Here is a 20,742-nt window from a genome sequence, read left to right as displayed (position 1 = left end):
ATATTAACCATAAAAAAAGAGACTCCCGAAGGAGTCTCTTTTGTATTGATAACTATCAAATTAGAATTTGTAGTTAAGGTCTGCACGGTAGAAGTCGGAAAGATCAGCACCGTCTTGAGTTTTCCAGTCGAAGCCGTAGTTAGCGGACAAACCAACATTGTTTTGCAATGCATAGTTAACGGAAGCCATCCAACCTTTAGCATCTGTAGTGTAAAGGTGGTTGTAAGTAGTATCAACGATAGGAGCGTTAGCTTTTTGGTTGAAGTATTGGCCTTTAACATCCCAAGAACCTTTTTTAGCGATGTTGTAGTTACCATAGCCAAGACCTGCAGTCCAAGCTTGAGAGTCGTCTACATGGGAGTCTTTCAACCATTCACCACCAACCCAAACTTTGTCGAAGTTAGCATTAGCGTTGAAGCCGTAGATGTTTTTGTAACCATTAGAGCTATCTTGGTTTACACGATCGTAGAAACCACCAACCATAGTGTGTTTACCTACTTTACCGTTCAAGCCAAGGTAAGTGTTAGTTACGTTAGCTTCTTTAGTTAATTTGTTAGTAGTTGCACCAGCGATAATACCATTGTCACCGGATACCATGTAACCGTAAGCTGCTTGGAAGTTAACTTTATCGTTACCAGCGTTCAATTGAGCACCGTCGAATGTGCCATCGAATGCAAGACCGCCACCAAGAACTTGGTTGAAACGACCTGCTTTTGCAGATACGCGTTCACCGAATTTGTGGTTTACATAAGCGCGGTCGATTGTAGCGTTTGCATTACCACCATTTTCAGAGTTACCTAATTCGAAGTTGCCAGAAGTCAAACGAACTACAGCGTCAGTGCGATCGTTTACTTTTGCGTTGAATTGTACACGTGCACGAGCGTCGAATTTGGAGTTAGCATGTTCAGCATCACGGTAACGAAGACGAGCATCACCAGTAACTTTTACGTTACCAACGCGGTCTTCCAAGCGAGCTACACGAACGCCCAAGTTGTTCAATTCGTTGGAGAATTCATCAGCCAAACGGTTGATCATAGCTTGTTGTTCAGCGTTAGCGCGGTCTTGGTTAGCCATAGCTTTAGCTACCATTTGAGCCATTTCGTAACGAGTGATGTTGTTTTGGCCTTTGAAAGTGCCATCTGGGTAACCATTAACGATACCAGCGTTTGCCAATTGGGAAACTGCTTGGTATGCCCAAGAATCTGGAGTTACATCGGAGAATGGGTTAGCTGCGAATGCAGTAGTTACACCCAAAACTGCTGTTGCTGCAAAGATTGCTGCGAATTGTTTTTTCATAGTTGAATTCCTTCTTTCTGAAAAATAGAAATATAAAATGTTACAAGTCATAACATTCACATTCTACTCTGTTCTTCAGATTAAGAATTTTTGGGAGTGTCCACGTTTCCTCGCCACATTCTACATCGAAGTTCTTCGTTTCATGTGTTTGTTACTTCTTGTAGGGTGATATTAGCATAACCAAATTTTCGTGTAAACCCTTTTTTCTCAATATAATTCTCATTATAAAAATTTTATAATTTAAAATGCCCCAAAATTCACGTATTATCTACATTTATGCGATATATATTTTTTTACTAAAAATATGAAATTTATCTTTTTTTGTATTAAATGAGATTTATTATCATATACATTATTAAGTTTTACTAATTAACGATACATCTATTAATTAGTTAAGGCCTATTTTATGCATAAATAGTTCATAAACACCTCATACAATATATTGTGGAATAGATCAATATACATACTAATCAAATAAATTTTTACCTTTTACTATATATAGATTTATTTTACTATATATATACTATTATATACAAAAGAAAATATTATCTCTTTATATACAACAAAAAAAGACTTCCGAAGAAGTCTTTTTTGTTTGTGAGGGAATTAGAATTTGTAGTTTAATTCTGCACGGTAGAAATCGGAAAGATCATTACCTTTTTGGTCTTTAGAGTTGAAACCATAACCTGCAGATAAGCCTACGTTATCTTGTACTGCGTAGTTTACGCTAGCCATATAACCTTTGTAACCATTAGATGTATTTGTTAAGTCATATGCTTGATCCCAAGTGGAGCTTACGATTGGAGCGTTTGCTTTTTGGTTGAAGTATTGACCTTTTACATCCCATGTACCTTTTTTAGCGATGTCGTAATTACCATAACCAACACCTGCTGTCCAAGCTTGGGAATCATTTACGTTGGAAGCTTTCAACCATTCACCACCAACCCAAACTTTGTCTTTACGGAAGTCTGCATTGAAGCCGTATACGTCTTGGCTATCAGAGTTTACTGTGGAACCGTTATGGTTCAAGTTACCGCTAGATAATTTAGAGTAGAAGCCACCAACTGTAGATTCTTGACCAACTTTACCTTTAACGCCTACATAAGCTACGGAAGGGTTATCGGATTTAGAGTTACCATCAGCAGCACCTGCCATCATGTAACCATAAGCACCTTGTACTTGAACTTTATCATTGCCTACATTCAATTGAGCACCGTCGAATGTATCATCGTACATTAAACCGCCACCAATTGTTTGTTGGAAACGACCACCTTTTGCGGATACATGATTACCAAATTTGTGATCTACATAAGCACGATCGATTGTTGCATCAGCACCTTTTGTAGAATCACCGAATTCGTAATTACCTTTTACACGAACAACAGCTTCTGTTTTATCATTAACTTTACCGTTGAATTGAACACGTGCACGGCCATCTGTTAAGGATTTGCTGTTAGCTTTGTAAACGCCTTTATCTTCAGAGCCTTGGTAACGGATACGAGCATCACCAGTTACTTTTACATTACCTACGCGATCTTCCAAACGAGATACGCGTACGCCCAAGCTATTCAACTCATTGGAGAACTCATCTGCCAAGCGGTTAATCATTGCTTGTTGTTCTGCATTAGCACGATCTTGGTTAGCCATTGCTTTAGCTACCATTTGAGCCATTTCATAACGAGTGATATTGTTTTGACCTTTGAAAGTGCCATCTGGGTAACCATTAACGATACCAGATTGTGCTAATTGAGATACTGCTTGGTATGCCCAGCTATCTGGAGTTACATCGGAGAATGGGTTAGCAGCGAATGCTGTTGTTACACCTAATACTGCTGTTGCTGCAAAAATTGTTGCGAATTGTTTTTTCATAATGAATTCCTTCTTTCTTATAAATAAGAATTTATATTATCAGAAGACATTCACTGTATAAGTGGTATAACTATGAAAGATATATTAGGAGTGTCCACGTTTCCTCGACTATATTATCTATCACAGCCTCACCTCTTTATTAGTGGTGCCTTGCTGTGATTAGAATATATCACCGTCCAAATTATTTGTAAAGCATTTTATACAACTAAATTTGATGAAATTTCTTTCATGAATAAAAATAAACCTATAAACATAGATTTCTCCTGTATTTCTCAAAATTTAATTTTGTACAATTTCATTTTATTTATCTAAAATTCATGTGTATTAGATGATAAAGCCACACTTTTTAATTATTAAAAATAATAAACTTTATATTATTTAATATGTAAAACTAATATATCAGACTAAAATATAATTATATTCCCCTTTTCTATTATTAATATCTTTATTTTCTCTCTCTAATTTTTATTAGTAATAACCTTATCAATGCCATTCATCATATATTTTCGCTTAAAATATGTCATTAAAACTATTAAGCTATAAATAACCCATTATTTAAATACAAAAAGCCTCTCTATAGTAATTACTACTATAGAGAGGCTTTTAGAAGCATTAAATTGCATAGGATACAAAACCTAGGACGTGATCAACTGGAACAGGACCAATGAAACGACTATCACTAGAATGATTTCGGTTATCCCCCATCACAAATACATGTCCTTCAGGAACTGTAACAGGTGTAGAACGTGTATAATTCATTTTTGTATCTTTGGTATATGGTTCTTGTAATTGTTCACCATTACGCCATACATGACCATCTTTAAACTCTAATACATCACCAGGACGACCGATAACGCGCTTAACCCATACATCATTTGTTTGAGCAGCTTTATTAAAGACTGATGCATAGTTCATCAATGGTTCTTCTACATCATCTACCCAAGTACGTGCGCGATTAACACGACTATCAATGATTACAATTTGACCATAATTTGGCATTTCATTCATAATATGATGCCATTTCGTTACAATTAAATATTGGCCATTGTGTAATGTATCCTCCATTGATTCACCAGATACACGTGTTGGTTGAATCAAGAAAATATGAATTACCATGGCAATAATTAATGCCAATACAATGGCATAAATCCAATCTAATATTTCTTTTACTATTTTATTACTCATATTAACCCCTTAATGACCGTTCTTTGTAAATCTACCACCAAATACATCATGTACATCTTGAATCGTAATAAATGCCGATGGATCTACTTCATAAACAGTATTTTTTAACCTCATAATTTCAAGTCTTGTTACTACAGAATATAAAACATGCTTAGGTTGCTTTAAATAGCCCCCTTCACCATACATAATTGTAACACCACGATTAAGGTTCGCATTTAATGCATCTGCAAGATTCTTAGAGTTCTCTGCATCTGTAATAATCATTACCCCTTTAGATTCATCAAGGCCTGTAATTGTAATATCGATCATCTTATAAGCAATGAAATAAGCGATTAAGGAATACATAGCACTATTCCAACTATATACAAAACCTGCGGCACCAAGAATAATGAGATTCATGGCCATTACGATTTCACCAACGGAGAAAGTGGAACGTCTATCAAAGATGATTGCCACAATTTCAGAGCCATCTAAAGAACCACCATTACGTATTATGAGGCCTACCCCAATACCTAAAATGATACCACCAAAGATAGAACCTAAGAATGGATCTGTTGTGATAGGTGTAAAATCATGAGCAAAGGTAGAGAAAATTGCCATCCATACGATAGAAAATAGTGTAGAGAAAGTAAAGTTTTTGCCATTAGCTCTATAGCCAATATATAAGAAAGGCAAGTTAAAGAGTACGACGAAAATACTAAAAGAAATTCCGGAAAGCTCTGCAGCCATCAAGGAAATACCAACTACACCACCATCGATGATACTATTCGGTACTAAAAATAAATCTAAGCCTATAGTATAAATTAGAGCCCCTAAGATCATCATTAAGCAACGCATAATAAAATTTGACCACTTATGCGTTGAAGCTTCATTTTTCATGCACTTCTCCTTTACCGTACAACTGCTCCATAGCATGTAGTCTCTTTTCTTCTAACTCACCAGAGTCCATCATATTACTTTGTATATCATTAGCAGTTTGGTTTAACTGTTTTGTATAACGTAAACCAATAATAAAAGCAGTTAAATCATCTACAGGCTCTGGTGGAAATTGCATAGACGTAGGGATAATCTTACGCCACCCTGTAGGTGAATTATATTGCCAATATAATTTTCGAGCCTCCTCAGTACTATGCGATTCATCAATTAAACTAGTAGTAATTCTGTGATTTCGTCCAATTTGTTGGAGAGATGGATATAAATATTTATGATTTGTACCATTTCCACATACCATATGAACAATACCATAATATTCAGTTAATATACGTTCAATTTCACCATTGAACTGTTTTGTCATAATAATTTTACGACATACCATAGTACCAGAAGGTGTTACAATTGCTACACCTGTTTTTTCATTGCCTGGATCTACAGCCAAAATGTACGTAGTATCAGTCATATTACTATCCTCATTTCTAATACAGCATTTATATTTTAACACAAAACGAAGGTCTTATGTAAAAATTTACATAAGACCTTCGTTTAAAGTATATAAACCAAAATACTATTCAATTTAATAAGCTGGCATTTTAGCCTTATCATTAAAAACAGGCATTTGAGTAATACGTAACTTAAGATGTACAGGACCAGATGAATATGTATCACCATCAACATACGCTTCCACATGAACCTTTCCATGCATTGTAGCAATACGACGAATAGCAGTAAACAAATCATCCCCTGGTATCGTTCCAATATCACCAGATAAGGAATCCGGAATAATCCCTTTCTCTCTTGCCTTTTCATTTACTTGCTTTAAGAATTGAAGCATAGCAGATTGAGCGTTAGGGCCACCATCCATTATAGCAGAATGGATTACTTCTCCATTTTTATAAATAAATTGTTGTGGGTAAACTTGGATAACTGCTACCGCTGGTTCACCAGCAATAATATTTCCAGCAGCAACTACTTGAACCACCATTGGAGTCTTTGCTCTATTAAGCTTTTGTGTAGCTACCTCAATATTCTGACGATCTACATACACAACAGCCTGACCTTGATCTTCTATACCAAGACGACGTAATACCAATTTATTTGTATCATCAATAATATTTTTGATGGCTGCATGGCTATCTTCTTCACTTAAACCAGGTCGAACAACAGCTTGAGCCAATAATTGATCAACTTGGAAAAGAATTGTACCTTCACGCAAATGAATAATGCCATTTTGCAACTGTTCTTGCGTTGTCTGTAAATCCTTAATATGAGCTTCCATCTTGGCTCTTGTAGCCTCTAAATCAGCTAATTTTTTAGATACTTCATCATATGAAGCTTGAAGTGTAGCTAACTCAGCTTCAGTCGCATCTTTAGCCGCTTGTGCACTAGCCAACTCAGCCTTAGTTGCATCAACCTCTTTACGAATTTGCTCTATTTCAGCCATTCGTTCTGCTAATTCTTGCTTATTTTGCTCAAGCAATGCTTGTCCTCGAATAAGCTCTTGCGTCTTAGCAGCTACCTCATCATTAAGTTGCTTCATATCTGCTCGTAACTGATCCATCCCAAAGAGCGCTGTTCGTACGCTTTGAGATGTAATAGTTAATACACCTACTGTAGCAGCAGCAACTAACAATCCCGTTACGATAGTAACAATAATCGATGTATGCTTAGGCCGTAATCCAAAGAGGGACATGCGACGCTTACCAACTTTAGTGCCTAACTTATCCCCCATGTAGGCAATAAGTCCCCCCATAAGGGCAATAATAACTAATATTTTAACACCTACTAACATCGAGTCCCTCCTTTCATAAGATTACACAATTATTGGATTCGAAAATATGCTATTTCGTAAATCAAATTTATTTCTTTATATACTAGGTTACTTAGATACACGCCAATTCAAATATAGGCCAGCAATGATGCCTAATGTATCTGGAATTAATGCAGCAAATACGGTTGGCAATGCACCACCTTTACCTAATGCACCAGCAAATGTCATCACCCCATAATAAATAAAGATGATTAAAATACTGATACCAAAACCAATAGATGAGCTAGAACGTTGCTTTTGAAGACCTAATGGAGCACCTACAAGAGCAAATACAAAGCTAGCTAATGGAATTGTAAAACGTTGGTACATTTCCATTTCTAGTTTATTGGCATTCGTATAAGCCGCCTTATACGCTTTAATTTGATGACGTAATTCTTTGATTGTTAATTCTTCTGGTTTACGTTGATCTTGTTGAATATCCTTTGGCGCAGACTTAATTGGCAAGGATTGCTCCTTGAACTTCATTGTACGTTCTACACCATCACCAGCGGAAATATCATAAATAATGCCGTTTTGCATCACCCAATATTGGCCATTCCAAACAGCAGTATCCGCATTTTCAACTTGTTGTAACTTGCCACCTTCACCAAACTGTTGCACCGTAATCATGCTTAATTTTTTAGTCTCCGCATTGTAGCTTTTAGCATACATTAATGTGCCTAAATCATTACCATTCATTGTTTTTAAAACGATATGATTTTGTGTTTGAGGTGATGCATTTTTCATAATCTGTTCACGCACAATCGTTTGATACATATTATTTGTACGTGGTACAACAAATTCATTAAATGCGACAGCCCCAATTGAGATGATAAGGGCAATAATGTATACAGGCATCGCTAAGCGTAAAAAGCTAAGACCACCGGCACGCATAACAACAATCTCACTAGTACTGCTCAAGCGACTAAAGGTCATAAGTGAAGCCAATAGTACTGACATTGGGAATGTTAAGATAACAATGCTTGGTAATGCCAACACAAAAGCTTTCATAACGAGAACTAGTGGTGCCCCATATTCAGTAATATATTGAGCAATTCTAAACAATGTGCCTGTGCCAATAAAAATACTGGTAAAAGCAAATACCCCAAATAGGAACGGACCTACAAAGGCTTTTAATATATATTTATCTAATAATCTCATAGTCCCCTCCTATAATCTAAAGTTATCCCCTAAGTAATGCTCACGAGCGATTGGGTCGTTTGCAATTTCTTCAGGGGTGCCTTCTAGGAGGATCTTACCACTACTTAAAATATACGCCTTATCTACAATCCCCAATGTTTCACGCACATTGTGATCTGTAATCAAGATACCAATACCGCGATTTTTTACATGCAAAATGATTTGTTGAATGTCAGCAACCGCTATAGGGTCGACACCAGCAAAAGGTTCATCGAGAAGAATAAAATTCGGTTCTAACGCAAGACAACGAGCGATTTCTACGCGACGGCGTTCACCACCAGATAGCTGCATCCCTATACGATCTCGAACATGACCAATATGAAATTCTTCAATGAGGGATTCCACTATAGCTTCAATTTCATCAGATTTCTTTGATGTTGTTTGTAACATAGCACGAATATTATCCTCAACAGTCATGGAGCGAAAAATTGATGCTTCTTGTGGAAGATACCCAATACCTTCAGCAGCTCGTTTATACATTGGAATATTCGTAATATCCTTGCCATCAACGGTAATGATACCAGAACTAGGTCGTTCAATGCCAACAATCATATAGAATGATGTAGTTTTCCCTGCCCCATTAGGACCTAGGAGCCCAACGACTTGCCCCTTATCAACGCGTAAACTAACCCCGTCTACAACATTGCGACCGCTAAAGGTTTTGACTAAGTTTTTGGTTTCTATATACATATTTAATCCTTATTGATTTGGAACAATGATGAGTGTACTACGACCACCCAATGTTTCAGCAGAATCATCAGCTAAACGAATTTTAAGCTCTGGTGCATTGAGTACATTACCATTTTGAACAGCATGAGCAGATCCAGATAAAAGTACAACTCCATCATTTTGATTAGGTGTTTGCGTATAGGTAGCACGCTCTGCAGAGCCAGATACATTTCGTTCTGGATTAGAGAATGTCACATCCCCTTGTGCTACTGCACGAATTTCTTTTAGCCACCCTTCAACTTGATTACCTGTCAAAGTAGTGCCTTCTGCAATCAAACGAGCATTGCCAGATACAAGACCATACTCTGTATCTGTATTATATTCAACTTTATCACCGAAAATTTGACGATCGCTACGTTGTAAATGAACTCCGCCATTAGCAGTGAATTTATTATTATTGTAACTGTGCACTGATTGTGCAGACATAGCCATATCAGAACCAATCATAGATACGCCGCCATCAAGATTTGCTTCCTGAGTTTTTGTATTATACCATCCATTGGCACCAGTCATCGTTTTATCAGCTTGAGTAATTACCACATTACCGTTTGCATCAGCAATTCCCGTATTGCCATCATAAGATAATGTATCTGCGCTAATAGTCAAAGGATCATTTGCGGCCCAAGCTGTAACAGATGCTGTCATAAGCATAGCCAAAATAGCCATACCAATCTGTTTTTTCTTATTCATTATATTTCCTCGCATTACTTCTTCGTTAACTTTGCATTACCAATAGCTTTAATTTTCTTCAAGGACATATTGCCTTCAAGTTTATCACCAGTTAATGTTATATCTTTACCGTTATAGGTAAAGGCAGATTTAGATGTCAACGTTTTCGTCTTATTATCAAAGTGAAGTGCATCAGTTTTAAACTCAGCTCCATCAGTATTTGTAGCTGTAACACCTTGATCAATATCAAGGGAGTTGCGATCACCGGTCAATACAGCATGAGGTGCTGTGATTGTTGTAGTTACATCATCTTGATAGAAAAGACCTTTTAAATTAGTCAGCACAATAGCTTTTGTACGTGGATCATATTCAATCTTTTCCGCTGATAATGCCCATACTAGCTTGCCATCTTTTTCCTCTTGTAAATCTGCTCCTTGGAAATTAACCAGTTGTCCATTCTGATTTTGAGTGGTACCAACATCACCAGAGTCTTTCATAATATATACGATAAGACCAATCAGAGCCAACACTATGGCGGCCACTATGGCAATTAATTTTTTATTGTTTTTCATGTGCCCTCTCCCGTGCAGCTACCTTCTTATCATAATCAATAATTTGATCCATCTTAGTCATCCAGCGATGTTGGAACCATAGCCACTCATCTGGATGCTCACGAATAAAGTCTTCTGTAACACGTACACATTCCTCAGTTAGACGATACATATCTGCATCTTCATCACCTGTATCAATATAATGTAAGGCTGGTAGAATGTGAACAATATGACCACCTTCTGGTTTACGAGATGCAAAAATTGGAACTACTGGAGATCCAAATTTTCTTGCAAACGTAGCCGGACCAATAACTGCGGAGGAATCTTGGCCTAAAAATGGAACAGGTAAACCATGTATATAGCCATCTTGGTCAGCTAAAAAACCAAGTAATTTCTTCTTTTTTAATGCTTTAGCAGCAGAAACGATTTCATTGCCACCACTAGCAAACACATCAAGGCCCACCATCTCACGATATTCATTCATGAGACGTGTAAATTGAGCATTAGGTTGTTTCTTAACAATAGTAGTTGATGGATAACCATGAGCCGCCATAGCAGCCCCCATCCATTCCCAGTTGCCAACATGTCCAGTAAGAACAATTACACCTTTATCTTCAGCGATAGCTTTTTCTAAATGTTCTACGCCTCTCATTTCAATATGTTTATTGATAAAATACTTTGTCAGGTTTGGCATATACAAGACTTCCATAACACTACGGCCAAGATTTTTGAACAACTTTTCAATTAATTGTTCTGCCTCTTGATCATTCATGTTCATGCCAATCTTTATGTTTTTTATACCTCTAAGTTTTTGCTTCTTCGCTATGAGACCATATACTGGTCCTAAACTAGCGCCTATGAGCAAAATGAGCTTATACGGCAGTCGGCAAACGAGCCAGCTAATGCCTTTAACTAAATGGTATTGCCATTCGTTATTCATTCTGCCCACCTCCTTTATTGTCCATGAGCATGGGCCTCTCGTGCATAGTCTGCTACAACAGTTTCCCATAGACCTTGATTTTTCAAGATATATTCTACAGCCTCTCTAACGGCACCATGGCCTCCATTGACAGTAGATATAAATTTAGCTAATTCTTTGACCTCTGGTACCGCATTGTTTGGTGCCATTGGTAAACCTACGATTTGGAGTGCCCCTAAATCATTTAGGTCATCCCCCATGTAAGCAATCTCTTCTAAATTGATTTGATGCTCTTTACAAAGGGTTCTTAATGCTTCTGTCTTATTGGCATGCCCCATAAGCAATGCATCAAAATGAAGCTCCTTAGCACGTCGCTCAACCATAGGAGATATCCGTGCTGTAATGATGGCAAGCTTAAGTCCTACTTTTCGAGCTGCCGTTAATCCTAGGCCATCTTTTACAGAGAAAGACTTAAGCTCTTCCCCACTTGATGTATAGATTAGAGTACCATCAGATAGCACGCCATCAACATCAAGAATAATCCATTGAATATTCATTATACAATGCCTCTACGCAATAAATCCGTAATATGAACAATGCCTAGACATTTATTATCTGTATCTACAACTGGTAACACCGTAATAGGGCGTGGTTGATTTTTCTCCATTAAATGAAGAGCTTCAGCCGCTAATTTGTCCTTTGTAATCGTACGAGGCATAGAGGTCATCATATCCTCTACAGGCCATTCTAGGAAATTACTACCAGAATCTAATCCGCGGCGCACATCACCATCGGTAACAAGGCCTAATAAGTGACCTTCTTCATCAATAACATTAGTAGCACCTAAACCTTTTTCGGTCATTACAAAGAGTGCATCTCGCACTGTTGCACCTTTAAATACTGTAGGATTATCTTCACCACCATGCATAATATTTTCTACGGTCAACAATAATTTGCGACCAAGAGAACCACCTGGATGGAATACAGCAAAGTTTTCAGGTGTAAAGTGATGTCGTTCTAATAAGCATACTGCTAAGGCATCACCTAATGCTAAAGCAACAGTAGTACTTGTAGTTGGCGCTAACCCCAATGGACAAGCTTCACGTTCTACTTCAGCTAGCAATACAATATCAGAATTCTTAGCTAATGTAGATTCTGGTTTCCCTACAATGCAGATTAATTTTGCACCTATGCGACGCAAGGATGGCAAAATACTAATGATTTCACCAGTTTCACCACTATTAGAAAAGGCTAATACTACGTCATCTTCTGTAATCATACCAAGATCACCATGTACGCCTTCACCAGGATGCATGAATAATGCTGGAGTACCTGTACTAGCCAAGGTAGCCGCAATCTTGCGTCCAATATGACCAGATTTACCCATTCCTGTACATACTACACGGCCCTTACAAGCCAAAATCATATTTACAGCATTTACAAAATTGTGATCCAAACGAGAACTTAATTCTTCTATAGCACGAGCTTCCTCAAGAAGCACTTGTGCAGCTTGTTCTAAAATAGTCACAAATACCGCCCCTAACCTTTTACGATTTTATCAATAGCTACTAAATCGCGAAGCACAGCTTCGAATTGATCTAAATACAACATGTTTGGACCATCGGATAATGCTTCCTCTGGATTGTCATGCACTTCAAAGAACAAGCCATCTACGCCACTAGCTACAGCTGCGCGAGCCAAGTTAGGTACAAATTCTCGATTACCGCTAGATTTAGTACCTGCACCGCCTGGTAATTGAACACTGTGAGTAGCATCAAAGATTACAGGATAGTCGAAAGAGCGCATGATTGGGAACGATCTCATATCTACTACGAGGTTATTATAACCAAAGCTAAAACCACGTTCTGTAAGCATAAGATTTTCATTACCTGTTTCTTTCATTTTATTAAGAACATTTTCCATGTCCTTAGGCGCCATAAATTGGCCTTTTTTTACATTTACGCATTTACCAGTTTTAGCGGCCCCGTAGACAAGGTCTGTTTGGCGACATAAGAAAGCTGGAATTTGAAGAATATCTAATACTTCAGCAGCAGGCTCTATTTGCTCAATAGAGTGAATATCACTTACAACTGGTACGTTAAGTTCCTTCTTAATAGAAGCAAGCATTTTTAAACCTTCTTCTAAACCTGGGCCACGGAAGGAGCCAAAGCTAGAACGATTAGCTTTATCGAAAGATGCTTTAAAAATGTATGGAACACCTAAACGCTGACAGATCTCTTTTGCACGTTTACCAATGGCTAATGTGCGATCATAGTCCTCGATAACACATGGTCCAGCCAGAACGAATAAGCCTTTGCCACCGCCTACTGTAATATCTTTAATTTGAACTGTTTTCATTTATTTCTCCTCTTGCTCGTAAATTGCATTTACACGAGCTAAGTCTTCCGGTGTATCTACACCGATAAATCGTTTATCTGTAAGAATAACACGAATAGTATAGCCATTTTCAAGAGCGCGTAATTGCTCTAACGATTCTGTTTGCTCCGCAGCAGTTGGCTCCATCTTAGCGTAATTTAATAAGAAATCTCTACGATATGCATAGATGCCAATATGTTTTAACGGCGCACGTACAAAATCATGACGTGGATACGGAATTAAGGATCTAGAAAAATACATCGCATCATTGCGATTATTTAAAATAACCTTTACAGCTGATGGTTCATCGTATTCATCCTCCAATAAAGGAGTTGCTACAGTTGCCATTTGTAAGTTTGGATCTTCTTCAAAAAGTTGGGCCAATTCATCAATAAGTTTTGGCTCAATCATAGGTTCATCGCCTTGAACATTAATAATGACATCTAAGTCTGTATAATGATTAGCAACCTCAGCTAATCGATCAGTTCCTGTAGGGTGATTAGGGTCTGTCATCATAACAGAACCTCCAAAGTTTTGAACTGCAGAATATACACGTTCATCATCTGTAGCAACAATAGTACACTCAGTTTTTGTCGCTTGTGACACTCTTGCATAAACACGTTCAATCATTGGTTTACCTGCTATATCCGCTAATGGTTTTCCTGGTAATCTTGTAGAACCATAACGAGCAGGAATAACGCATCCAAACTTCACAATAATCCCCCATTTCTGTTATTCGTGTATCTAATTATTATACACTAAATCTCTAAATTTTCTATGAATTCTTGTTTTTCAGAGATAAATTCAATCCCAATAGATAGCACTAGAATCGGCATTTTCAAGTCTTCAATTGCATGCAATTGACTCAACTTCACCGCATCCTTCTCCGTGATACAAATAGCATCTGCTTGATGAGCAAATGCCTCTTTCCAAATATCTACAACATCATCATTTTCGAAATTATGATGATCACCAAATGGCATTGTATGGACCACATTATATCCGATATCGGTCAATGTTTGTGTAAAGGATTGAGGGTTCCCAATACCACTAACCGCCATGATTCGATGCTTTTGATATGTATCGACTGGAGAACCATTTTCTCCATTGGCCCACTCATCTAATGTATACATACATTGAGGCTTGTGGATTGTTTCATATACAGGTGTATTGGGAAGCATATGAGCTAAACGCTTACGGATACCTGAAACAACACCTGGTGCCACTTGATCCACCTTGGTAAGAACAATAATACTAGCTCTCTGTAACCCACTAAGCGGTTCTCGTAATAAACCACGGGGTAATACATGGTCATAACCAAATGGGTTAGAAGCATCAATAAGAACGATATCAATATCTCGAGCTAATGCGCGATGTTGAAAGCCATCATCCATAACTAAACAATCTGCACCGAGCTCATTTATAGCAATTTCTGCAGATTTAGCCCGTTCACGACCGATGATCACATTAGACTTTTGTAATACTTTGGCTAACAACCAAGCTTCATCACCACTAATAAATGGCTCTACCAACATAGCACCATCTTTAGAAATAATTATATTTTTCTTATTGTCCTCAGCCCGATAGCCACGACTTAGCACAGTAGGATGGAGTCCTTTTCGGGCGAGTACATCACATATAAATCTCACCATTGGGGTTTTACCTGTACCACCAGCAGTAATATTCCCAACACTGATAACCGGAACGGTAACTTTAGTAACCCCGTTTCCCGCATCAAATCGAGCGTTTCGTATTGATACAGCCTTTTCGTAACCTTTACTTAGAAAGCCCAAGCTGGAACGAGCTATATCACCTAATATGGATTGATTCTCACCACTAACGATGGATTTAAATAATGCTTCCCCACTCATAGGTGACTCCTCCTATTATGTAACATCATAGATGAATCTAATAAATTATATCTAGCTTATGGAATAATATGGTGTTTTTCAAATAACTGACGTAACTCTTGTGTATTGCGTTGTGTAGCACCGCGATTTTCACGAATAATATCAAGACAGTTTTGCCCCATTTCCGTTGATAAATCCTTATCCTTACATAATCGCAATACCATATCAGTTAATTCTTTACCATTCTTCACCTGCTCACAAGCATGACGAGAATGTAATAAAGCGAAAATCTCTTTGAAATTAAACATATATGGTCCTACAAGAATTGGTTTACCATGTGCTGCCGGTTCGAGAATATTATGGCCCCCAGTTTTCACAAGAGAACCACCAACAAAAATAATATCCCCTAAGCTATATAAACGACCGAGTTCGCCAATAGTATCCAAAACAACTACAGGTATTCCTTCATGAACTGGCTCTGTCATATCACTACGACAAATAGCATTTAATTCATAACGCTTCGCTAGATTTTGAACATCATGACCGCGATATATCTCACGAGGCGCAATTAGTAAACGAGCTTGAGGGTATTCTTGTAATACTTGTTTAAAGGTCTCAAATATTGTTTCTTCCTCACCCTTATGTGTACTACCAGCAATAATTATAGGATGATTATTACCAAAGCCAAACTCTTCAAGAAGAGATTGTTTTTCTTCGTTTGATACAGTAGCGTACGTTTGGTCGTACTTCATATTCCCTGTTACAGTAATATCTGGTGTATGAGCTCCTAACACTTCAATATGTGCTGCATCAAACTTAGATTGCATACAAAAACGTTCAATAGAACGCAACATTTCTTTTGTGAACGCACTAATATATTTATAGCGTTTCATACTACGATCAGAAATCCGCCCATTAACCATCATAACAGGAATATCTTCTGATTGCGCAATGCGCAAGAAATTTGGCCAAATTTCTGTTTCTACAAGTAAGATAGTAATAGGTTTAATAATATGCAAAATCTTACGTGTCAAATAAGGCAAATCAAGAGGGAAGAAAATAATACCTTCTGCCTCCGGAATAATGCGATGTGCCATTGCATGACCTGTAGCAGTTACGACAGATACGACCACAACGGCTTCAGGAAATTCCTTTTTTACCTCTTTTACTAACGGACTAGTAGCTACAATTTCCCCTACAGAAGCAGCATGAATCCAAATAGCACGACGTCCTTCAATTTTCTTTAGTAATGAGGCTGGCATATAGCCTGCACTCTGTTTGATACGCTCATAAAATCCATCTTCAAAGGCGAGACGGTATAAAATAACCGGAATCAAGCCAATCCAATAAAATATGAGCAATACATTATATATCCAGTACATGGTTATCCTTTGTTGGAGAATTGAACGGAATAGAGATGATTGTACAATCCGCCATTAACAGCTAATAGCTCTTGGTGAGTCCCCTGCTCTACCAAGTGGCCTTGATTAAGTACAACAATTTGATGAGCATTTTGAACTGTGCTCAATCGATGGGCAATAACAAATGCAGTACGCCCTTTCATGAGGCGATCTAGTGCCTCTTGTACAAGTTTTTCACTCTCTGTATCTAATGCAGATGTGGCTTCATCCAAGATTAGAATACGAGGATCTTTTAAAATAGCACGTGCAATGGCTACCCGTTGACGTTGACCGCCAGATAAGGAGCTGCCTCGCTCACCTACAACTGTATCGAGACCATCAGGCATCTTTTCTACGAACTCAAGAACATTAGCAGCCTTAGCAGCTTCATATACCTCTTCATCAGTAGCATCTAATCGACCATACAAGATATTCTCTTTAATTGTGGCATTAAATAATACTGTTTCTTGTGGTACAAGTCCGATTTGCTCACGTAATGATTTAAATGTAACATCTTTTACATTATAACCATCAATGGTAAGAGCGCCACCCGTTACATCGTAGAAGCGAGGTAACAAGTTAGCAAGAGTCGTTTTACCTGCTCCAGATGGACCAACAAGGGCTACACTTTCACCAGCCTTAACAGACAACGTGAAGTTTTCAAGCGCCGTTTTTTCACCATCATAAGAGAAGGAAACATCTTTAAACTCTACATCGCCTTTAATAGATGGCAACGTAATAGCATCAGCTTTTTCTACAACATCAGTTTTAGTATCTAAGATTTCAAATACACGATCAGCTGCTGCTAAGGCTTTTTGAATGTTACCATACACTTGGCTCAAGCGTTTTACCGGGTTGGACAAATTAATGGCATAAATCAAGAAAGCAATCAAAGAGCCTGCTGTAATAGTTCCTGTTACTACAGAATAGCCACCATACCAAAGAATGACTGCCACTGCAATAGCCGCAGAAAACTCAACCATTGGACTTAGTAAACTAGTCAACTTAGTAGCTTTAATAACAGCTTTAAAGTTGCGATCATTTTCATCTTCAAAACGCTTGCGTTCAAAATCTTCACGGGCGAAGGATTTCACAACACGAATTGCACTAATAACCTCTTGTAAAAGGGCTGTAATGTCAGCCACACGACCTTGTACATCATGACCTGCGACGCGAAGCTTTTTACCAAATACATTGATAATGACCAACACTACAGGAACCGTAATAAAGGTAACGAGTGTCAATTTCCAATCAATGAGAAGCATAGACACGAGAGAACCTATCAGTGTTACAGATTCTGTAATAAAGGAAATTAAGTTATCCACTACAGCAGACTGAAGCGCAGCAACGTCATTTGTAAGATTACTCATGATAACGCCTGTTTTACGGCGGTCAAAATAAGATAAACTTAATTTTTGCAAGTGATTAAAAATAGCCTCACGGACATCGATGATGACACGTTGTCCAATGTAGGACATATTATAGGTTTGACCATAGGTAGCAAAGCCACGAATTAAGAATATAAGAATGATAGCCCCTACAATGAGGTTCAACATAAACATATTCTTTTCATCTAATACTTGGTCTACTACATTTTTAATTAACCAAGGAACTACCAAGTAGGCTGCAGCCGCAACAATCATGCAAAATACTGCAAAGATCATGCGTTTATAATAAGGCTTTACAAAATATAAGAGCCTAGAGTAACTATTCATTACATTTCTCCTTACCGAGATTATATACTAATTCCGCTACACGCTTTACGGCGCCTGGTTCACCTAATTTATGATGTACTTCACGCAATTCACTGCGCATAGCTTTATTTTTCTCAACATCAGTTAGAAGAGGTTCCACTAAAGATACAATAGCCTGTGGTGTAACAGAATCTTGTAATAATTCAGGAATTACCTCTTTACCAGCCACAATATTAGGCAATCCTACATGTGATACATTTACTACCATTTTTCCAATACCATAAGTAATTGGGGAGACACGGTACAGTAACACTGTCGGTAATTCCATCATTGCTGTTTCCAACGTAGCAGTTCCTGATGCGGCAAGGCACACATCACAAATCTGCATCAAGTCATACGTATGGTCTTCTGTAATCGTAACAGGCACCTTATGGGCATCGATAAAGGTTTCCAGCTCACTGCGATCGATGGTATGTGCTCGAGGTAAGAAGAATTGAATATCTTCATGGTTTGCCATCAATTGCTCACCACTTTTTAACATCGTATCAAGCAATGATAAAACCTCTTGCTTGCGACTGCCAGGCATGAGTAAAACCTTTTTAGCCTCTTTACGGGCTCCAAAATATTCCTCAGCCTCATCTTTAGTCATTGTAGGATGTACGATATCCAATAAAGGATGCCCTACAAATTCTACATCGCATTTATATTTGCGATACGCTTCTGCTTCAAAAGGAAATATAGATGCTACCTTAGTGACATACTTGCGAATCGTATTGCCACGGCTACTATGCCATGCCCAAATTGTAGGGGCAATGTAATATAGAACAGGAATCCCTAATTCATGAGCTACGGCTGCCAGCTTCATATTAAATCCAGGATAGTCTACACATACGAGAATATCCGGTTTTTCCTTCATCATGACACGTTTTAAATAGGTGCGAAGTTTAAAGAATTTTGGTAAGGATTTGACAATCTCTACAATCCCTATAACACCTAAATTTTTAATATCGTATACGATGCGAACACCAGCGCGTTCCATCAAGGTGCCACCCATACCAAACATATCGACCGAAGGATCTATTTCTTTTAGTGCATTTGCAACGCTGGCCGCATGAGTATCACCGGATGCTTCTCCGGCAGAAAACATGACTTTCATTATGCATCCTTTCTGGAATTCACAAATTCTTGGTCTACAGCACAGATGACAATACCATGGCGATTAGCCATATCAAGTACGTCTTCTTGCTGAACAAAAATAGTCTTTTCTGCTTCAACAGCTAACACTTTACAGCCACTGTCAATCATAGACATTAATGTTTTAATCCCCACAGCAGGTACATCAAAACGCACGTCTTGATTTGGCTTTTCTGTTTTAACTACAACTGCATCGCCACGACCTAACTCACCGCCACGCAAAATGCACTTATCAGTACCTTCAATAGCCTCGATAGCCATTGCCGCTTTGTGCTTAACAACAACAGTTTGTCCAATATCAAGACCACCCATTTGTTTTGCTAATTCAAAGCCAAAGCAAATATCCGCCCATTGCTCATCAGTTGGTTGTGCTTTTGAAAGCACCCCCACCTTTGGCATAAATGGTTTTAGATATACGGTTTGATCTAAAACTTTAAATCCTTCTCTTTCGATTTCATCAACGATGGCAAGCATAATCGTGTCATCCTTGCGATTTTTCAAACGTTTAAGCACGCCTAATGTTTTCAAGTCTGGGAAAGCAAGGCCCTTAAAAAGAATTTCTTTAGTAACTTTGCCTAACATGGTTAACTCCACAACACCTTCATTTTTCAAGGTTTTGAAGATTTTACCTAGTTTAGCAACACTAATATCATAGAAAGCATCGGCCTCAGCTTTTAAAGCTGGGTCAATATCAGGTACCACACCGATAACAACCACTTCGTGGCCTAATACATGAGCGGCACGCATGAATTCTACAGGTAAAACTCCAATGCCTGCAATCAATCCTACCTTTGCCAAGACTATACCTCCTAGATGACCTACGGCCTATATATCAATTAGTAATTACAAATTTACAATAAATAATGCCTCAAAAAAGACATAATCATATACAATATATTGTACTATAAATAGATACTTTTTACCATTAAAACACCATGTTTTATGCCTATTTCTTCAACATTTTAACAGAATTATTTTAATCCCAATTTTACAACTCAAGAACGTAAAATATATTCAAATATTTTTATCAAAATATTTTATATTAATGAACTACTATTATAAAATTC

The 20,742-nt window shown here is 37.8% G+C and carries 20 protein-coding genes; all 20 read right to left on the bottom strand.

What is annotated here, in order from left to right; translation table 11 throughout:
- Window positions 1–60: 60 nt before the first annotated feature.
- The 20 genes from O3607_RS07480 to O3607_RS07385 all read right to left on the bottom strand — a co-directional run bounded on the left by O3607_RS07480 (window position 61) and on the right by O3607_RS07385 (window position 20,473).
- Window positions 61–1,296, bottom strand: a complete 1,236-nt coding sequence (locus O3607_RS07480) for a putative porin (protein WP_371443642.1) — start codon at window positions 1,294–1,296, stop codon at window positions 61–63.
- 606 nt (window positions 1,297–1,902) lie between these two features.
- Window positions 1,903–3,165 (bottom strand): S-layer homology domain-containing protein, encoded by a 1,263-nt coding sequence (locus tag O3607_RS07475; protein WP_295216480.1) that lies wholly within the window; start codon window positions 3,163–3,165, stop codon window positions 1,903–1,905.
- Window positions 3,166–3,777: 612 nt separating this feature from the next.
- Window positions 3,778–4,350, bottom strand: coding sequence for a signal peptidase I (lepB, locus tag O3607_RS07470; protein ID WP_213467080.1), 573 nt, complete (start codon window positions 4,348–4,350; stop codon window positions 3,778–3,780).
- A 9-nt stretch (window positions 4,351–4,359) separates the two neighbouring features.
- A complete protein-coding gene (locus O3607_RS07465; protein WP_105090307.1) occupies window positions 4,360–5,229 on the bottom strand; it encodes a YitT family protein in 870 nt (289 codons plus the stop codon).
- Complete coding sequence (locus O3607_RS07460; RefSeq protein WP_024066127.1) at window positions 5,219–5,746, bottom strand: hypothetical protein; 528 nt, start codon at window positions 5,744–5,746, stop codon at window positions 5,219–5,221. Before O3607_RS07460 ends, O3607_RS07465 begins: the two co-directional genes overlap by 11 nt.
- Window positions 5,747–5,860: 114 nt before the next feature.
- Entirely contained in the window at window positions 5,861–7,075 is a 1,215-nt protein-coding gene (locus tag O3607_RS07455) for a DUF3084 domain-containing protein (RefSeq protein WP_119209192.1), read from the bottom strand.
- Between the two features lie 87 nt (window positions 7,076–7,162).
- Window positions 7,163–8,254: an LptF/LptG family permease gene (locus O3607_RS07450; protein WP_119209191.1), complete on the bottom strand. Its 1,092-nt coding sequence runs from the start codon at window positions 8,252–8,254 to the stop codon at window positions 7,163–7,165.
- Between the two features lie 9 nt (window positions 8,255–8,263).
- Window positions 8,264–8,983 carry an LPS export ABC transporter ATP-binding protein gene (lptB, locus tag O3607_RS07445; RefSeq protein ID WP_349224622.1) on the bottom strand — a complete coding sequence of 240 codons (720 nt, stop codon included), beginning with the start codon at window positions 8,981–8,983 and terminating at the stop codon, window positions 8,264–8,266.
- Between the two features lie 9 nt (window positions 8,984–8,992).
- Window positions 8,993–9,712 (bottom strand): LptA/OstA family protein, encoded by a 720-nt coding sequence (locus tag O3607_RS07440; RefSeq protein WP_119209190.1) that lies wholly within the window; start codon window positions 9,710–9,712, stop codon window positions 8,993–8,995.
- Between the two features lie 14 nt (window positions 9,713–9,726).
- Window positions 9,727–10,263 carry an LPS export ABC transporter periplasmic protein LptC gene (gene lptC, locus O3607_RS07435; RefSeq protein WP_024065922.1) on the bottom strand — a complete coding sequence of 179 codons (537 nt, stop codon included), beginning with the start codon at window positions 10,261–10,263 and terminating at the stop codon, window positions 9,727–9,729.
- On the bottom strand, window positions 10,250–11,182 hold the full coding sequence (locus O3607_RS07430; protein WP_060924936.1) for a lysophospholipid acyltransferase family protein: 933 nt from the start codon (window positions 11,180–11,182) through the stop codon (window positions 10,250–10,252). The genes lptC and O3607_RS07430 overlap by 14 nt, the downstream gene beginning before the upstream one ends.
- A 14-nt stretch (window positions 11,183–11,196) precedes the next feature.
- Window positions 11,197–11,718, bottom strand: coding sequence for an HAD family hydrolase (locus tag O3607_RS07425; protein ID WP_060924937.1), 522 nt, complete (start codon window positions 11,716–11,718; stop codon window positions 11,197–11,199).
- Entirely contained in the window at window positions 11,718–12,689 is a 972-nt protein-coding gene (locus O3607_RS07420) for an SIS domain-containing protein (protein ID WP_371443641.1), read from the bottom strand. The genes O3607_RS07425 and O3607_RS07420 overlap by 1 nt, the downstream gene beginning before the upstream one ends.
- Window positions 12,690–12,700: 11 nt before the next feature.
- Entirely contained in the window at window positions 12,701–13,519 is an 819-nt protein-coding gene (gene kdsA, locus O3607_RS07415; RefSeq protein WP_105081432.1) for a 3-deoxy-8-phosphooctulonate synthase, read from the bottom strand.
- Window positions 13,520–14,251, bottom strand: coding sequence for a 3-deoxy-manno-octulosonate cytidylyltransferase (kdsB, locus tag O3607_RS07410; RefSeq protein WP_316593321.1), 732 nt, complete (start codon window positions 14,249–14,251; stop codon window positions 13,520–13,522).
- Window positions 14,252–14,295: 44 nt separating this feature from the next.
- Window positions 14,296–15,408 carry a tetraacyldisaccharide 4'-kinase gene (gene lpxK, locus O3607_RS07405; protein ID WP_316120070.1) on the bottom strand — a complete coding sequence of 371 codons (1,113 nt, stop codon included), beginning with the start codon at window positions 15,406–15,408 and terminating at the stop codon, window positions 14,296–14,298.
- 56 nt (window positions 15,409–15,464) lie between these two features.
- Window positions 15,465–16,769: a 3-deoxy-D-manno-octulosonic acid transferase gene (locus O3607_RS07400; RefSeq protein WP_172703443.1), complete on the bottom strand. Its 1,305-nt coding sequence runs from the start codon at window positions 16,767–16,769 to the stop codon at window positions 15,465–15,467.
- Window positions 16,770–16,771: 2 nt separating this feature from the next.
- Window positions 16,772–18,502, bottom strand: a complete 1,731-nt coding sequence (locus O3607_RS07395; RefSeq protein ID WP_060924942.1) for an ABC transporter ATP-binding protein — start codon at window positions 18,500–18,502, stop codon at window positions 16,772–16,774.
- Entirely contained in the window at window positions 18,495–19,637 is a 1,143-nt protein-coding gene (gene lpxB / locus O3607_RS07390; protein WP_060924943.1) for a lipid-A-disaccharide synthase, read from the bottom strand. The genes O3607_RS07395 and lpxB overlap by 8 nt, the downstream gene beginning before the upstream one ends.
- Complete coding sequence (locus tag O3607_RS07385; RefSeq protein WP_105090303.1) at window positions 19,637–20,473, bottom strand: LpxI family protein; 837 nt, start codon at window positions 20,471–20,473, stop codon at window positions 19,637–19,639. Before O3607_RS07385 ends, lpxB begins: the two co-directional genes overlap by 1 nt.
- Between the last annotated feature and the right edge of the window lie 269 nt (window positions 20,474–20,742).

The organism is Veillonella sp. 20925_1_51 (assembly GCF_041431445.1).
Classification (GTDB): domain Bacteria; phylum Bacillota; class Negativicutes; order Veillonellales; family Veillonellaceae; genus Veillonella; species Veillonella nakazawae.
Note: the sequence above shows the minus strand (reverse complement) of the source record. Positions and strands in the feature narration are given on the sequence as shown.

Bases quoted from the DNA above. Each gene is read 5' to 3' on its own strand.
- O3607_RS07480 (WP_371443642.1), bottom strand. From the start codon at position 1,296: ATGAAAAAACAATTCGCAGCAATCTTTGCAGCAACAGCAGTTTTGGGT.
- O3607_RS07475 (WP_295216480.1), bottom strand. From the start codon at position 3,165: ATGAAAAAACAATTCGCAACAATTTTTGCAGCAACAGCAGTATTAGGT.
- lepB (WP_213467080.1), bottom strand. From the start codon at position 4,350: ATGAGTAATAAAATAGTAAAAGAAATATTAGATTGGATTTATGCCATT.
- O3607_RS07465 (WP_105090307.1), bottom strand. From the start codon at position 5,229: ATGAAAAATGAAGCTTCAACGCATAAGTGGTCAAATTTTATTATGCGT.
- O3607_RS07460 (WP_024066127.1), bottom strand. From the start codon at position 5,746: ATGACTGATACTACGTACATTTTGGCTGTAGATCCAGGCAATGAAAAA.
- O3607_RS07455 (WP_119209192.1), bottom strand. From the start codon at position 7,075: ATGTTAGTAGGTGTTAAAATATTAGTTATTATTGCCCTTATGGGGGGA.
- O3607_RS07450 (WP_119209191.1), bottom strand. From the start codon at position 8,254: ATGAGATTATTAGATAAATATATATTAAAAGCCTTTGTAGGTCCGTTC.
- lptB (WP_349224622.1), bottom strand. From the start codon at position 8,983: ATGTATATAGAAACCAAAAACTTAGTCAAAACCTTTAGCGGTCGCAAT.
- O3607_RS07440 (WP_119209190.1), bottom strand. From the start codon at position 9,712: ATGAATAAGAAAAAACAGATTGGTATGGCTATTTTGGCTATGCTTATG.
- lptC (WP_024065922.1), bottom strand. From the start codon at position 10,263: ATGAAAAACAATAAAAAATTAATTGCCATAGTGGCCGCCATAGTGTTG.
- O3607_RS07430 (WP_060924936.1), bottom strand. From the start codon at position 11,182: ATGAATAACGAATGGCAATACCATTTAGTTAAAGGCATTAGCTGGCTC.
- O3607_RS07425 (WP_060924937.1), bottom strand. From the start codon at position 11,718: ATGAATATTCAATGGATTATTCTTGATGTTGATGGCGTGCTATCTGAT.
- kdsA (WP_105081432.1), bottom strand. From the start codon at position 13,519: ATGAAAACAGTTCAAATTAAAGATATTACAGTAGGCGGTGGCAAAGGC.
- lpxK (WP_316120070.1), bottom strand. From the start codon at position 15,408: ATGAGTGGGGAAGCATTATTTAAATCCATCGTTAGTGGTGAGAATCAA.
- O3607_RS07400 (WP_172703443.1), bottom strand. From the start codon at position 16,769: ATGTACTGGATATATAATGTATTGCTCATATTTTATTGGATTGGCTTG.
- O3607_RS07395 (WP_060924942.1), bottom strand. From the start codon at position 18,502: ATGAATAGTTACTCTAGGCTCTTATATTTTGTAAAGCCTTATTATAAA.
- lpxB (WP_060924943.1), bottom strand. From the start codon at position 19,637: ATGAAAGTCATGTTTTCTGCCGGAGAAGCATCCGGTGATACTCATGCG.